Raw genomic sequence first — 14529 nt, forward strand, 5'->3', positions numbered from 1 at the left:
CAAGTCTAGCAGAACTTGCCGGTTGGTTAGAGATATTTACGCGGTGCTAAGTTTCAGCCAGCCCCGTAAATTTCTCTCTAAGCTTGTCGAGCGCACGCTTGTAGCGCATTTTCGTGGCGCTCAGGCCCATGTGCATGATGTCGGCGATCTCCTGAAATTCCAGCTCTGCGACAAATCGAAGCACTAGGATTTCCCGGTCGATCGGGTTCACATGCACCAGCCATCTGTCCAGTCCGCCCTTCTCTTCGGCCTTGGGTGCCTTCTCTTCGGACGCCTCTTCAACAGGGTCCAGACTCAAGGCATCCATCAACCGTCGCTTGCGACGCTCCTTGCGGTACTGGGTAATGCATTCGTTGTAGGTGATGCTGTAGAGCCAGGTCTTGAACTTGGACTTACCCTCGAAGTTCTTCAGACCGTAGAGCACCTTGAGCATCACTTCCTGGCAGACATCGTCGGCATCCCGGTCGTTCCCCAGATAACGCGCGCAGACGTTGAAAAGGGTCCGCTGATAGCGCCGCATGAGTTCTTCATAGGCGCGCGTTACGTGATACAGCTCCTCATGCGAACGCGCCACCAACTCCTCATCGGTGAGCTCACGGGGGTCATAGCGCATGGGCGGCGAGTGAACTTTATTCAAAACGGATCTGGCCGACAGTCAGGTCAATGTCGCCGCGCGGCCCCCTTGGGCCGTTTTCGCGGCGGCATACATTAACAGCTTTTGTGCGGTTAGCGGCTATTGACTCGCTGTTCGAGCAATTCTCGATTCGAAAGCGACACCAATTCGCCATCATCGGTCAGCAGGGTCGTCTTGACCGTACCGATCTCCTCGATATGCCCTTCAACCTCTCCAATCCGCACCTGCTGGCCCACTTGATAGAGTTCGCGCACGTAGATGCCTGCCAGTATTTGCCCGGCAATTTCCCGGCTGCCCAGCCCCATCGCCAACGCAACGGCCAGACCAACGGTAATCAGGCCGATGACGATGACATGGTTGAGCAGATCGGTCTTGACCTCCAACTGGCTGATCGCAACCGAGATGCTGATGATAATCACCAGGCCTTGGGCGATACGCCCGACGCCTGCGGCATACTCCAGACCGACGCCTTCGGCAGCGCCACGTACCAAGCCATTGGCCAACTGCGCCAACAGCACGCCAGCCAGCAGCACTAGAGCTGCGCCAAATACCTTGGGCAGGTAGAGGGCGAGCATGTCCAAGGTGGCCGAGACACGCTCAAGGCCCAAGGACTCGGCGGCCGAAACCAGGAAAATCAGCAACACGAACCAATAGACGATCTTGCCGATCAAGGTAGAAATCGGGACCTGGATGCCCACCCGGCTGAGCATCTTGGTCAGACCGGTACCGCTCATCAGGCGGTCCAGGCCGAACTTGGCCAGCAGTTTGGACAACAACGTATCGAGCAGCTTGGCTACCACGAAGCCGAGCAACACCACGACCAGGGCGCCGAACAGGTTCGGGATGAAGTTCGCCACCTTGGTCCAAAGGGCGGTCATGGCGGTGACCAGGCTCTGGGTCCAGAGATCGAGTTCCATATTCAATCGGCCTTATCTGCTTTTCTGCCAGCGGCAGGGTTGCGACGCACCGGCGCGACATGCGCCGAGCCATTGTTCACAGCGATCATCAGCGCCTGGCTCCAGCGCCCCAGCAAGCTGAACAGATCGCCCGCGCCGACCTGGCGGTTGGCGGTCTTGAGGACGCGACCCAGGCATGCGGCATCGTCTCGGTCCTGGCCGGACGGCGATGCCTTGAGCAGGTCGCGCAAGGATTCTTCAAACGGATCGTGCATAGGCACCTCGCGCAATGTCTGTCAAAGACGAGGGCTCGGGACTACGGGTCACACATGAATATGGGACGGATGTTTCAAAATGCCTCATGCATCCCCCGGCCGGACAGCCCATTATACCCAGCGTAACCGTCGGAACAGCCACCATTGCCCCGCCGCCAACCCCAGCACCACGGCGCAGGCGAACAGGAAGCCATACGGGCTCTCGGCGCCCGGAATGCCCCCGACATTGATGCCCAGCAGGCCGGTGACGAAGCTCATCGGCAGGAAAATGCAGGTGATGATGCCGAAGCGGTACATGGTCCGGTTCATCCGCTCACTGCGCCGTCGATCCTCGCTTTCCAGCACCAGAGCGGCCCGCTCGCGGGTCAGCTCGAGCTCTTCGAGATAGCGGATCAGGCTGTTGTTCAGCTCGTTCCAGTAGTCGGCATCCCCTTCGCCGAACCAGCTCCACTTGTTGCGCGAAAGTTGCGCATAGAGTTCCCGCTGTGGGGCGAGAAAACGCCGTAGCCCAGCAGCACGACGGCGGATCTGTTGCAGGCTGCCTTGCACCGGCGAATACCGTTCATCGGTTTCCACCTTCTCTTCTTCGAGATCGACCACTTCCGACAGGTCGCTAACCAACGCCTGGACCTTCTCGGTAAGCAGCTCCCCCATCAGCAGCAACAGCTCGGAGGCCGACTTCGGCCCCCTGCCCTCGTCCAATTGCTGAAGCACTTCATCACTGGCGCGCAGTGGTCGCAGGCGCAACGAAATCACTAGCCGGGCCTCGGCGAAGATCCGCACCGAGACCATGTCTTCGGGCTCGGCGCCGGGATTGAGATTCACGCCCCGCAAAAACAAAAGCATCTGCTCGTTGGCCAAGGGCAACAGACGCGGACGCGTGTTCTCTTCCAGCAGCAAGTCGCAGGCGAAGGTGCTCAGGCCGCTCTCCTGGAGCAACCAGGTACGCGTCTGGGGATGGCTGCGATCCCAGTGCAACCAAAGGCTTTCCTCTGGTTGCAACTGGAGCGCATCCAGCGCTGTCCGGGCAATTGAGCGCGCACCGCCTTTACCATCGAGCACCAGGGCATGGACCAGCCCCCACTGCGCGTTGTCTTCCTCGAACATTCCTGCTCCATCAGCGCGCGCGGCGCATCACTCCGGCATTTTCAACGGGCTTGGCGAGACGATCACGCCATTGTTGTCGGCATACACATATTCGCCCGGACGGAAGGTCACCCCAGCGAAGGTCACGGCCACGTTGAGATCGCCAATACCGCGCTTGTCGGTCTTCATCGGGTGACTGGCCAGGGCCTGGACACCGACGTCGGTCTGCACCAGCACGTCCACGTCACGCACACAGCCATAGATCACCAGGCCTTCCCAGCCGTTCTTGGCCGCCTTTTCGGCCAGCATGTCACCCAGAAGCGCGCGGCGCAGCGAACCACCGCCGTCCACCACCAGGACCTTACCCTTGCCATCGAGCTCGACCTGCTCCTTGACCAGCGAGTTGTCCTCGAAGCATTTGATCGTGACGATCTGGCCACCAAAGGAATCGCGGCCACCGAAGTTGCTGAACATGGGCTCCAGGACCTGGACCAGGTCCGGGTAGGCGTCGCACAAGTCGGGCGTTACGTAATGCTGCATGGCAAACTCCTGTCAGTCACAACGAAAGCGGGTTTGAGCAAGGCTACACCGGGGAGGGCCTTGCAGTCATCCGAGACTACTCAGTCAGCCGCTACTGCTCTTCGGCGGATTCGGCGGCCACCGTAGCCCCCGGCAACGGTGATTCAGGGGCCCTCAGCCAGCGCTCCACCAGTGGCCATACCTGCACCTGGGCCGCCTTGCTAACCAACATGTCCACATGCCCGAATGCGTCGAAGCCTTCTTCAGCGCCAAGCCGTAAAAACTGCTTGCGCTGGCCACCCAACTGCTCGAACAACTTGCGGCAGGCCCAGACCGGGTCCTGGTAATCTGCCGCACCGGCCACTGCCAGCACCGGCACGTTCACGGTCGCCAGCCCCGCCCACCAGTCGTCCTGCTTGTCGCCGAAACGCCCGAACAGGCCGTGCCAGCCCAGGGTCTCCAAGGCCAGACCGATCGGCTCGTCCTCCGGCCCACGTTTGAGCCGCGACCCGGACAGCTGACCTAGGCGCTTGAGCAGCAAACGCGCGCTCCAGGCCACAGGCGGAACCTTCAACGGCCAATAGACCCGACTGACCTGGGTACCGAAGAACGCCGCGCTGGCCACCTGCTCGGCTTCCAAATATGCGCCGCCCAGGGCTGCGGCGAGGATGGTGCCACCCAGGGAGTGGCCGATCCAGTGCGGCGCCTGGCCGGCCTGCTCCTGGATGAATGCGCCGATCACCGGCAAGTCGAAGCGGGCATAGTCGGCCACCCGGTTGTGACGCCAGTGGCGGTTGCGGGGAGAAAGTCCATGGCCGCGCATTTCCGGAATCCACACATCGAACCCGGCGCGCGCCAGAAAGGCGCCTAGGCCGACGCCCTTGGGCGAATACCAGAAGCGGCGATTGGAGAAGCTGCCGTGCAGGAGAATCACCGGCACGCCTTGGGCTACGGCCTGGTCGGCCAGCCCCAGGCGTGTAACGGCCAACTCGACGCTGGGGTCGGGGCTGTTGCCGGCCTTGATCCGGTACACATCCTCGCTCAGATCACCCCGGCGCTCGGCGCTGAGCAAGGCCACGGGAAACAGGGTACTGCTGCTTTGCATAGGTCGATTGCACAAAAAAGGGCGGGATCCATCGCTGGAACTCGCCCTGGAAGAAACCAGGCAGGAGCGCCGTGAAGCGCTTCCGCGTTCATTGCATCATGCCGCGCCCTGATCCTCGGCCAGGAAGAACCAGGTCTCGAGCACCGAGTCTGGGTTCAGCGATACGCTCTCGATGCCCTGCTCCATCAGCCACTTGGCCAGGTCTGGGTGATCCGAAGGGCCCTGGCCACAGATACCGATGTACTTGCCGGCCTTGTTGCACGCGGCGATGGCGTTGGCCAGCAGCTTCTTCACTGCCGGGTTACGCTCGTCGAACAGGTGGGCAATGATGCCGGAGTCACGGTCCAGGCCCAGGGTCAGCTGGGTCAGGTCGTTGGAACCGATGGAGAAGCCGTCGAAGTACTCGAGGAACTCATCGGCCAGCAAGGCGTTGGACGGCAGTTCGCACATCATGATCACACGCAGACCATTGACGCCACGGCCCAGGCCGTTTTCGGCCAGCAGATCGACCACCTGGCTCGCCTCGCCCAGGGTGCGCACGAATGGCACCATGATCTCGACGTTGGTCAGGCCCATTTCGTCGCGCACACGCTTGAGGGCGCGGCACTCGAGCTCGAAGCAGTCACGGAACGACTCGCTGATGTAACGCGAGGCGCCACGGAAGCCCAGCATTGGGTTCTCTTCTTCCGGTTCGTACAGCTTGCCGCCGATCAGGTTGGCGTATTCGTTGGACTTGAAGTCCGAAAGGCGCACGATGACCTTCTTCGGATAGAACGCCGCGGCCAGGGTGCTGATACCCTCGACCAGCTTCTCGACATAGAAGCCGACCGGGTCGGAGTAACCGGCCACGCGCTTGTCGACGCTTTCCTTGAGGTCGGCCGGCAGGCCTGCGTAGTTGAGCAGCGCCTTGGGGTGCACGCCGATCATGCGGTTGATGATGAACTCCAGGCGCGCCAGGCCCACGCCTGCGTTCGGCAGTTGGGCGAAGTCGAAGGCTCGGTCCGGGTTGCCGACGTTCATCATGATCTTGAACGGCAGCTCAGGCATGGCGTCGACCGAGTTCTGCTTGACGTCGAAGCCCAGCTCACCTTCGAAGATGAAGCCGGTGTCGCCTTCGGCGCAGGAGACGGTCACGCCCTGGCCGTCCTTGAGCACTTGAGTGGCATTGCCACAACCGACGACCGCCGGAATGCCCAGTTCACGGGCAATGATCGCCGCGTGGCAGGTGCGCCCGCCGCGGTTGGTGACGATGGCGCTGGCGCGCTTCATGACAGGTTCCCAGTCCGGGTCGGTCATGTCCGAGACCAGCACGTCGCCCGGCTGGACCTTGTCCATCTCGGAGACGTCGTGGATCACGCGAACCTTGCCGGCGCCGATGCGCTGGCCGATGGCGCGACCTTCCACCAGGACAGTGCCCTTCTCCTTGAGCAGGTAGCGCTCCATGACATTGGCGCTGGAACGGCTCTTCACGGTCTCGGGACGTGCCTGGACGATGTACAGCTTGCCGTCGTCACCGTCCTTGGCCCACTCGATGTCCATCGGGCGCTGGTAGTGCTGCTCGATGATCATGGCCTGCTTGGCCAGCTCGCTGACCTCGGCGTCGGTCAGGCAGAAGCGCGCGCGGTCGGCACGGTCGACATCGACGGTCTTGACCGAACGACCGGCCTTGGCCTCGTCGCCGTAGATCATCTTGATGGCCTTGCTGCCCAGGTTGCGGCGCAGGATGGCCGGGCGGCCGGCCTGCAAGGTTTGCTTGTGGACGTAGAACTCGTCAGGGTTGACCGCCCCCTGTACGACGGTTTCGCCCAGGCCGTAGGCGCCGGTGATGAACACCACGTCACGGAAGCCTGACTCGGTGTCGAGGGTGAACATCACACCGGCGGTGCCGGTTTCCGAACGGACCATGCGCTGCACGCCGGCGGACAGGGCGACCAGTTTGTGGTCGAAGCCCTGGTGCACGCGATAGGCGATGGCGCGGTCGTTGAACAGGGAGGCGAACACCTCCTTGGCGGCGCGGATCACGTTGTCCACGCCACGGATGTTCAAGAAGGTTTCCTGCTGTCCGGCGAAGGAGGCGTCCGGCAGGTCTTCAGCGGTGGCCGAGGAGCGCACGGCCACGGCCATGTTGTCGTTGCCTTGGGACATTTCGGCGAAGGCGGTGCGGATTTCGGCATCCAGACGCGCCGGGAACTCGGCTTCCATTACCCATTGGCGGATCTGCGCGCCGGTCTTGGCCAGGGCGTTGACATCATCGACGTCCAACGCGTCCAGGGCTGCGTGGATACGGTCGTTCAGGCCACTCTGCTCGAGAAAATCGCGGTACGCCTGAGCCGTAGTGGCAAAGCCGCCCGGCACCGATACGCCGGCACCTGCGAGGTTACTGATCATCTCGCCCAGGGATGCGTTCTTGCCCCCCACATGCTCTACATCATGGACGCCGAGCTTATCGAGGGAAACTACGTACTCTACCAAGGTGATCTCTCCACTAACTGTATTGGAAAAGCTCAAGGGCGGCCGCCTGTCACACTGACTTGGCCGGACGCTTGTGGCCTGGACCTGGAAAATAAGTGAGAATGCCAAACAGTCACGTTCGGCAAACCGAACCTATCATACTCCAGAAAACTTCGGCAGCTTAAGGCCCAGGGTGCAAATGAAACGATCCGCGTTCTTCATCTCCGACGGTACCGGTATCACTGCAGAAACACTGGGCCAAAGCCTGCTGGCACAATTCGAAAGCATTCCTTTCAATAAATTCACTCGCCCCTACATCGACACCCCGGACAAAGCCCGGAGCATGGTGCAGCAAATCAATGCTGCCGCCGAACGGGACGGCATGCGGCCGATCATTTTCGACACCATCGTCAACCAGGACATTCGGGAAATCCTGGCAACGTCGAACGGCTTCATGATCGACATCTTTTCGACGTTTTTATCCCCGCTCGAGCAGGAATTGACCGCCCATTCGTCGTATTCCGTGGGCAAGTCCCACTCGATTGGCGGCAACTCCAACTACATGGAGCGCATCGAGGCAGTCAACTTCGCCTTGGATAACGACGATGGCGCGCGCACCCATTATTACGACAAAGCCGACCTGATCCTCGTGGGCGTGTCGCGATGTGGCAAGACGCCGACGTGTTTGTACATGGCCATGCAATTCGGCATCCGTGCGGCCAACTACCCACTGACCGAAGACGACATGGAACGCCTGCAATTGCCGGCGGTACTGAAAAAGTACCATCACAAGTTGTTTGGCCTGACCATCGACCCCGACCGCCTCACCGCCATCCGCCACGAGCGCAAGCCCAATAGCCGCTATTCGAGCTTCGCCCAGTGCGAGTTCGAGGTGCGCGAGGTGGAGAGCCTGTTCCGCCGGGAGAACATCCCGCACATCAACTCCACGCATTTCTCGGTGGAGGAAATCTCGGCGAAGATTCTGGTCGAGAAGGGTGTAGAGCGGCGTTTCAAGTAACATCCGCGCCGTTTGTTTCGCGGGCCTATCCGTTCCCGCAGACGTGCCCGCCGCCGTCACGAATCTCGACAGCCCCAATGAAAAAAGCCCCGGCATCGCTGCCGGGGCTTTTTGTTTTCAGCTTACGCTCAGGACGGTATCACCGCCGCCTGCCCGCTCATGGCCAAGTCGACCAGCTCACGGTTGGCCACCGCATACATCGCGTAGTCGGTGCCCGTGGCGTTGCGCAGGTCATCGAGCATGGCGCGCCAGCGCTCCGTCATCACCCGGTGCTGTTCACACCACAGTGCGACACGGGCGTCCATGTCTTCCGGTGCATCGGCCATCTGCAACACAGAGATGGTGATCGCTCGCTGTTGCAGGTCGATGTCGTCGCGGAACGCCTCGCGGGCCAGGGCCTGCCAGTTGTTCTCCACCGGCAGGTTGCTGATCTCCTGCAGATACCAGGTCAGGTCCAGCGAGCTGCCCACGGCGAAGAACGCCTTGGCCACCTGGGCCGGATCGTGACCGGTGACATCCGAGGCCTCGATGATCGGCAACAGGGTGTACAGGTGGGTGGTGCCTGCGACCATGCGCGCCAGCAACTCCGGCACCCCGGCTTCGACGAAGCCCTGGTAGCGTTGCTGCCAGCGATCGCGGGTCGGGCCTTCGAGCAGCTCATCGAGCTTCAGGCCCAATTGGGCGATCTTCGGCCCGAAGTGCGCGACATCGCGACCGGCATCCTGCTCGTTGCGGCGGCTGCGCAGGAACCAACGGGTCGCGCGACGCCCCAGGCGCATCAGCTCATCCATCAGGGTCAGCTGGATCTCGGCCGGGACTTGGTAGTCCAGCGCCTCGATCTGACGGAACCAGTGCGGCAGGTGGAAAATGTCCCGAACGATCACATAGGCACCGGCGACGTTGGCCGGGCTCATGCCGGTGGATTCCTTCAGACGCTGGACGAACGTGATGCCCATGTTGTTGACCAGGTCGTTGGCGATCTGGTTGCTGACGATTTCGCGCTTGAGGCGATGACGGCGCATGGCGTCAGCGAACTTGCTGACCAGCGACGGCGGGAACGCGTTCTCCATGTCGCGGGTCAGGTAGTCGTCATCGGGCACCAACGACTTGAGCAGTTGCTCCTTGAGGTCAATCTTGCTGTAGGAAATCAGCACCGACAGCTCGGCGCGGGTCAGGCCCTGGCCTGCGGCCAAACGCTCGGCCAGTTGCTCCTCGGACGGCAAGAACTCGATAGCCCGGTCCAGTTTGCCACGCGACTCCAGATCAGCCATCAGGCGCTTGTACTCGGCGATCCGCTCCAAGGCACGGCGGGCCGCCAGGGACAGGGCCTGGGTCTGTTTGTAGTTGTTGCCCAGCACCAGCGAGGCGACTTCGTCGGTCATGCTACCGAGCAGTTGGTTACGCTGCTTCTCGGTCATGTCGCCACCCTGCACCACTTCGTTGAGCAGGATCTTGATGTTGACCTCGTGGTCGGAGCAGTCCACGCCACCGGCGTTGTCGATGAAGTCGGTGTTGGTCGCGCCGCCGTTGAGGCCGAACTCGACCCGGCCAAGCTGGGTCATGCCCAGGTTGCCGCCCTCGCCCACCACCTTGCAGCGCAGTTCATTGCCGTTGACCCGCAATGCGTCGTTGGCCTTGTCGCCGACATCGGCATGGCTTTCGCTGCTGGCCTTGACGTAGGTGCCGATACCACCGTTCCACAGCAGATCCACAGGGGCCTGCAGCAGTGCGTGCAGCAGTTCGGTCGGCGTCAGGCGGTCGGCTTCGATGGCGAAGCGTTCCTTCATCTGCGGGCTGATGGCGATGCTCTTGGCGCTACGCGGGAAGATCCCGCCGCCTTCGGACATGATGCTGGTGTCGTAGTCGCTCCAGGCCGAACGCGGCAGCTCGAACAGGCGCTTGCGCTCGACGAAGCTGGTGGCTGGGTCAGGATTCGGGTCGATGAAGATGTGCAGGTGGTTGAATGCCGCCACCAGCTTGAGCTTGTCCGACATCAGCAGGCCGTTGCCGAACACGTCGCCGGCCATGTCGCCGATACCTACCACGGTGATCGGGTCTTCCTGCACATTGATGCCGCGTTCGCGGAAGTGGCGCTGCACGCCGACCCAGGCGCCGCGAGCGGTGATGCCCATGCCTTTATGGTCGTAGCCAGCCGAACCACCGGAGGCGAAGGCGTCGCCCAGCCAGAAGCCGTAGTCGTTGGCGATGCCGTTGGCGATGTCGGAGAAGGTCGCGGTGCCTTTGTCCGCGGCCACTACCAGGTAGGGGTCGTCGTCATCGTGACGCACCACGTTGGCCGGAGGTACCACGCCGCCGTCCTTGAGGTTGTCGGTAATGTCGAGCAAGCCCGAGATGAAGATCCGGTAGCAGGCAATGCCCTCGGCCTGGATCTCGTCGCGGCTACCGCCCAACGGCAGACGGCGCGGCAGGAAACCACCCTTGGCTCCCACCGGCACGATCACCGAGTTCTTCACCTGCTGGGCCTTGACCAGGCCGAGCACTTCGGTACGGAAGTCTTCTTCACGGTCCGACCAGCGCAGGCCACCGCGGGCAACGTTGCCAAAGCGCAGGTGCACACCCTCGACCCGCGGCGAGTAGACGAAGATCTCGAACTTCGGCACCGGCTTGGGCAGCTCGGGGATCAGCTTGGGGTTGAACTTGAAGCTGAAGTACGACTTGTTCTGCCCGTTGGCGTCCGGCTGGTAGAAGTTGGTGCGCAGGGTGGCCTTGATCAGGTCCAGGTAGCGACGCAGGATGCGGTCTTCGTTGAGTACCTGGACCTCGTCCAGCGCAGTGAGAATGGCCTGCTCCAAGCGCTGCTGCTTGTCGTCCAGGTCCTCGACGGTGAGCTTGCGTGCCAGGTAGAAGCGGGTCTTGAACAACCGGGTCAGCTCGCGGGCGATGTCGGTGTGGTTGTTCAGGGTACTGGCGATATAACCCAGGTCGAAGCCCAGGCGGATCTGCTTGAGGTAGCGTGCGTAGGCGCGCAGCAGCGCCACGTCACGCCATGGCAGGCCGGCGGTCAGTACCAGGCGGTTGAAGGCGTCGTTCTCGGCGTCGCCCTTGACGATGTGGATGAAGGCATCCTGCAGGATGTCGTTGAGCTGTTGGATGTCCAGGTCCAGGCCTTCGCTGTAGGTGAAGGCGAAGTCGTGGATCCAGTATTCGCGACCACTGGCATGGCGCAGGCGGTACGGGAACTCGCCGAGCACGCGCAGGCCCAGGTTTTCCAGGATCGGCAGCACATCCGACAGCGCCAGCGGGGTGTCGGCGTGGTAGAGCTTGCAGTGCAGCAGGCGGTCGCCCAGACGGGTCAGTGGCTGGTAGAAGCTCATCGCCAGCGGCTTGCTCTCGGACAGCGCCAATACATGCTGCATGTCGACGACCGCCGAGTGGGCAGCGAAGCGCTCGCGGTAGCCGGCCGGGAAGCCTTTGGGGAAGTCGGCCAGGATGTTGGTGCCCTGGGCCTCGCCGAAATTCTCCACCACCAGGGCGGAGTAGTCGTCCTGCCAGGAACGGCAGGCCTGGATGACTTCGTTTTCCAGCTGCTGGGGGTCCAGGTCGATGCGGTTCTTCGGATCGACGCGCAGGATGAGCTGAACACGCGCCAGCACCGACTCGGAGAAGAACGTCCAGAACTCGCAATCGCTGGCCTTCAGGCGCTCCATCAGCACCTGCTGAATCTTCTGGCGCACCTCGGTGGAGTAGATTTCACGCGGCACATAGGCCAGGCAGTAGCAGAAGCGGCCGTACGGGTCCTTGCGCAGGAACACGCGGATCTTGTTGCGCTCCTGGATCTGCACGATCGACATGACCGTGGTGAACAGCTCGTCCACTGGCGTCTGGAACAGATCGTCACGAGGCAGCACCTCGAGCACCTGGGCCAGCTCCTTGCCCAGGTGGGCCTTGGCGTCGAAGTGCGAGCGGCGCTCGACTTCAGCGACCTTGCCACGGATGTACGGAATGGTACGCACGCTCTCGCCGTACACCGACGAGGTGTACAGACCCATGAAGCGGCACTCCTTGACGACCTTGCCGTCGGCGTCGATCTGACGGATCGACACGTAGTCCGGATACGCCGGGCGGTGCACACGGCTCGGCTGCGAGGCCTTGGCGAACGACAGCAGGTCAGGCGCGCGCAGGTAGGCGACGGCGTAGTCCTCGATGCGCAGGTCATCGGCGCCCAGCCCTGCGCGCAGCAGGCGGGTCAGGCCGAGGAACGAACCTTCGTCATAGACCAGGTGGCCGCCATCGGCGTCGGACTCGACCACGAACTCTTCGTAACCGAGGAAAGTGAAATGGTTGTCCAGCAGCCACGACAGGAAGCTCTTCACCTCGGCCTTGTCATGTTGTGCCGGACCGAATGCGGTCTGCTCTACCAACTCCACCAGGTCGCGGACCTTGGCCTTCATCGGCTCGAAGTCGGCGACAGCCACCCGCACCTCGGCCAGCACCTGCTCGATTTCCTTCGTCAGGGTGGTCAGCTCGGCAGCGCTGGAGCAGCGGTCGATCTCCAGGTACATCAGCGATTCATGGCGCACGCCCTCGCCCTGGGTGCCCTTGGGCAGCAACTCCAGCAGCTCGCCCTTGGCGCCGCGGCGCACGCTGAGCACGGTGGTCTGCAGGGTGTGGATACTGTAGCCGCGACGGTTGAGTTCGGTACGCACCGAGTCGACCAGGAACGGCAGGTCATGGTGCAGCACCTCGACCACGGTGTGGGTCGATTGCCAGCCGTGGCGTTCGTAATCGGGGTTATAGACCCGCACCTGCGGGAGTTGGGGGTCGAAGCGCTCGATGATGCGCCAGGCAGAGAGGGTGCAACCGGCCAGGTCCGAAAGCCTGCGCTGGGTGAGTTCGTCCAGAGAGATGATGCCGAAGAACTGTTCGGCGAACAGCGCCACTTGTGGCAGTGCCTGCTCGCTGATGTGCTGCGCCAGGGCCGCTTGCAGTTGATGCTGGAAGTCGGCTTTGCTGGCTGCGGTGAAGAACGCCATCTGTGGTACTCCGCTTGGGCTTTGTTATTAGGTGAAGCGTCGCGTGCGTCCGCCGTTCACGGTCAACGATAGTCAAACCGTGACGACAGGGCGGTGAAAACCAGGCGTTTGGACGCGATCTGCACGTCCATCCGTTCCATGGATGGGCACCTGCAAAGACGACTGCCCCTCAGGGCTGTGGCTTTACGGGTGTCCATCGACTGGGCAGCTTAACGACTGAGCGGTCACCACGGCTTGCAGCGCTGCGACAATTTCGGTCAAGGGGCGGTAACTTTACGTTTATGTCCATGCCCAAGGCTGTCAGAATTCCCGCTCATTTCTTTGACCTGAGCCTGCCCATGCAACTGAAAACCGCCCTGCTCTTCGCCACACCCTGCGACGAAGAGGAAGACAACATGGCGACCTTGTGCTGCCACAGCGACAAGGGGCAGATGTTCCTGCTCACCCGTTACCCCGACGAAGACACCGTGGACCTGACCCTGGACGACGAGCCCTCGACGCTAGACGGGCTGAAGGTCACGCTGAGCGCCGACCGCCTGCTGATCGAGGTGGCCGCCGGCGACCGAGATGCGCTCAAGGGCTCGGAGCAGCTGGAGATCCTACTGACCTCACCGGGCACGGACCTCGAGGAGGTCGAGCTGACTTTGCGCAACATTCTCGACGGCACCGGGACCTACGTCAGCGAGCTCTGAACGCGGTAGCGGCAGGCTTGCTTTCTCAAGGGCCCGCTCTCATAACCCCTTGAAATCGTTGACAGGCGATCCTCGCCCCAGGCATTGTCTGACAACCTGATCAATAGGCGGCATACCCATGCTAGAGCTTCAGCGCCCGGACACCTTGGTCGAACGGGTCGTCAGCGCCATCCGCGCAGAAATCGATTCCGGCCGCCTGGCCGCCGAATCGCGCCTGCCCACCGAACAGCAACTGGCCGAACAGCTCAATGTCAGCCGTTCGGTGGTGCGCGAGGCAGTGGCGCAACTGAAGGCGGACGGCGTGCTCATCGCCCGGCGCGGGCTCGGCTCCTATATCTCGCAAACGCCCTGCGGCACGGTTTTCCGCTTCCCCGGGAGCAACGGGCGCAAGCCAGACCTCGTGCAGATGTTCGAGATGCGTCTGTGGATCGAAACCCAAGCTGCCGCCGTTGCGGCCCGCCGCCGCGACGACGCGGACCTCGCCCGCATGGCCCAGGCTCTGCAGACGATGCTCGACGGGCGCAGCGACCTGGCCACAGCCTCTGCCGCCGACGTGGCCTTCCACCGGGCCATTGCCGAAGCCAGCAAGAACGATTATTTCGTGGCCTTCCATGATTTTCTGGGTGGCCAGCTAGCCACCGCGCGCCGCAACGCCTGGGAGAACTCCGCGGCTCTTCCCCAAGGCGGTGCAGCCGATGCCAACCGTGAACACCAGGCGCTGTACCAAGCCATTGCCGACGGTGACCGCCAGGCGGCTGCCGCCTGCGCTGAAGCCCACCTACGGGCATCGGCCAGACGCCTGAAGATCGACCTTCCCGACCTCGACTGATTTCGGAGCCTTCGCATACGGCCTGGCGAC

At 62.3% G+C, this 14529-nt stretch carries 11 protein-coding genes; 3 read left to right on the top strand and 8 right to left on the bottom strand.

Going from position 1 to position 14529, the window contains the following annotated elements:
- Window positions 1–46 precede the first annotated feature (46 nt).
- The 7 genes from sigX to ppsA all read right to left on the bottom strand — a co-directional run bounded on the left by sigX (window position 47) and on the right by ppsA (window position 6987).
- Complete coding sequence (sigX, locus tag J5X93_RS18120; RefSeq protein ID WP_043206738.1) at window positions 47–613, bottom strand: RNA polymerase sigma factor SigX; 567 nt, start codon at window positions 611–613, stop codon at window positions 47–49.
- Window positions 614–726: 113 nt separating this feature from the next.
- Window positions 727–1551 (bottom strand): mechanosensitive ion channel family protein, encoded by an 825-nt coding sequence (locus tag J5X93_RS18125; RefSeq protein WP_043206740.1) that lies wholly within the window; start codon window positions 1549–1551, stop codon window positions 727–729.
- 2 nt (window positions 1552–1553) lie between these two features.
- The gene (locus J5X93_RS18130; RefSeq protein WP_043206741.1) at window positions 1554–1805 is read right to left on the bottom strand and encodes a hypothetical protein; all 252 of its coding nucleotides are present in this window, start codon (window positions 1803–1805) and stop codon (window positions 1554–1556) included.
- 111 nt (window positions 1806–1916) lie between these two features.
- On the bottom strand, window positions 1917–2912 hold the full coding sequence (cmaX, locus tag J5X93_RS18135) for a divalent cation transporter CmaX (protein ID WP_250033770.1): 996 nt from the start codon (window positions 2910–2912) through the stop codon (window positions 1917–1919).
- 27 nt (window positions 2913–2939) lie between these two features.
- The gene (gene rraA / locus J5X93_RS18140) at window positions 2940–3431 is read right to left on the bottom strand and encodes a ribonuclease E activity regulator RraA (protein WP_043206744.1); all 492 of its coding nucleotides are present in this window, start codon (window positions 3429–3431) and stop codon (window positions 2940–2942) included.
- Between the two features lie 91 nt (window positions 3432–3522).
- Window positions 3523–4515 (bottom strand): alpha/beta fold hydrolase, encoded by a 993-nt coding sequence (locus J5X93_RS18145; protein WP_090343850.1) that lies wholly within the window; start codon window positions 4513–4515, stop codon window positions 3523–3525.
- A 96-nt stretch (window positions 4516–4611) separates the two neighbouring features.
- Window positions 4612–6987: a phosphoenolpyruvate synthase gene (gene ppsA / locus J5X93_RS18150; protein ID WP_070573363.1), complete on the bottom strand. Its 2376-nt coding sequence runs from the start codon at window positions 6985–6987 to the stop codon at window positions 4612–4614.
- Window positions 6988–7165: 178 nt separating this feature from the next.
- On the opposite strand from ppsA, the gene ppsR reads away from it, so the two are divergent.
- Window positions 7166–7984 (top strand): posphoenolpyruvate synthetase regulatory kinase/phosphorylase PpsR, encoded by an 819-nt coding sequence (gene ppsR / locus J5X93_RS18155; protein WP_043206750.1) that lies wholly within the window; start codon window positions 7166–7168, stop codon window positions 7982–7984.
- Window positions 7985–8112: 128 nt separating this feature from the next.
- Here ppsR and J5X93_RS18160 read toward each other — a convergent pair whose 3' ends face one another.
- Window positions 8113–12978: an NAD-glutamate dehydrogenase gene (locus J5X93_RS18160; RefSeq protein ID WP_250033773.1), complete on the bottom strand. Its 4866-nt coding sequence runs from the start codon at window positions 12976–12978 to the stop codon at window positions 8113–8115.
- 338 nt (window positions 12979–13316) lie between these two features.
- Between J5X93_RS18160 and J5X93_RS18165 the strand changes: the two genes are divergently transcribed.
- Both J5X93_RS18165 and J5X93_RS18170 read left to right on the top strand, forming a co-directional pair.
- Complete coding sequence (locus J5X93_RS18165; RefSeq protein WP_043206753.1) at window positions 13317–13670, top strand: hypothetical protein; 354 nt, start codon at window positions 13317–13319, stop codon at window positions 13668–13670.
- A gap of 118 nt (window positions 13671–13788) precedes the next feature.
- Window positions 13789–14499, top strand: coding sequence for a FadR/GntR family transcriptional regulator (locus tag J5X93_RS18170; protein WP_043206755.1), 711 nt, complete (start codon window positions 13789–13791; stop codon window positions 14497–14499).
- Window positions 14500–14529: the final 30 nt, after the last annotated feature.

This window comes from Pseudomonas sp. BYT-1, from assembly GCF_023611805.1.
Classification (GTDB): domain Bacteria; phylum Pseudomonadota; class Gammaproteobacteria; order Pseudomonadales; family Pseudomonadaceae; genus Aquipseudomonas; species Aquipseudomonas guariconensis.

Excerpts from the sequence above, each read along its gene's own strand:
- sigX (WP_043206738.1), bottom strand. The coding sequence starts at position 613 with ATGCGCTATGACCCCCGTGAGCTCACCGATGAGGAGTTGGTGGCGCGT.
- J5X93_RS18125 (WP_043206740.1), bottom strand. The coding sequence starts at position 1,551 with ATGGAACTCGATCTCTGGACCCAGAGCCTGGTCACCGCCATGACCGCC.
- J5X93_RS18130 (WP_043206741.1), bottom strand. The coding sequence starts at position 1,805 with ATGCACGATCCGTTTGAAGAATCCTTGCGCGACCTGCTCAAGGCATCG.
- cmaX (WP_250033770.1), bottom strand. The coding sequence starts at position 2,912 with ATGTTCGAGGAAGACAACGCGCAGTGGGGGCTGGTCCATGCCCTGGTG.
- rraA (WP_043206744.1), bottom strand. The coding sequence starts at position 3,431 with ATGCAGCATTACGTAACGCCCGACTTGTGCGACGCCTACCCGGACCTG.
- J5X93_RS18145 (WP_090343850.1), bottom strand. The coding sequence starts at position 4,515 with ATGCAAAGCAGCAGTACCCTGTTTCCCGTGGCCTTGCTCAGCGCCGAG.
- ppsR (WP_043206750.1), top strand. The coding sequence starts at position 7,166 with ATGAAACGATCCGCGTTCTTCATCTCCGACGGTACCGGTATCACTGCA.
- J5X93_RS18160 (WP_250033773.1), bottom strand. The coding sequence starts at position 12,978 with ATGGCGTTCTTCACCGCAGCCAGCAAAGCCGACTTCCAGCATCAACTG.
- J5X93_RS18165 (WP_043206753.1), top strand. The coding sequence starts at position 13,317 with ATGCAACTGAAAACCGCCCTGCTCTTCGCCACACCCTGCGACGAAGAG.
- J5X93_RS18170 (WP_043206755.1), top strand. The coding sequence starts at position 13,789 with ATGCTAGAGCTTCAGCGCCCGGACACCTTGGTCGAACGGGTCGTCAGC.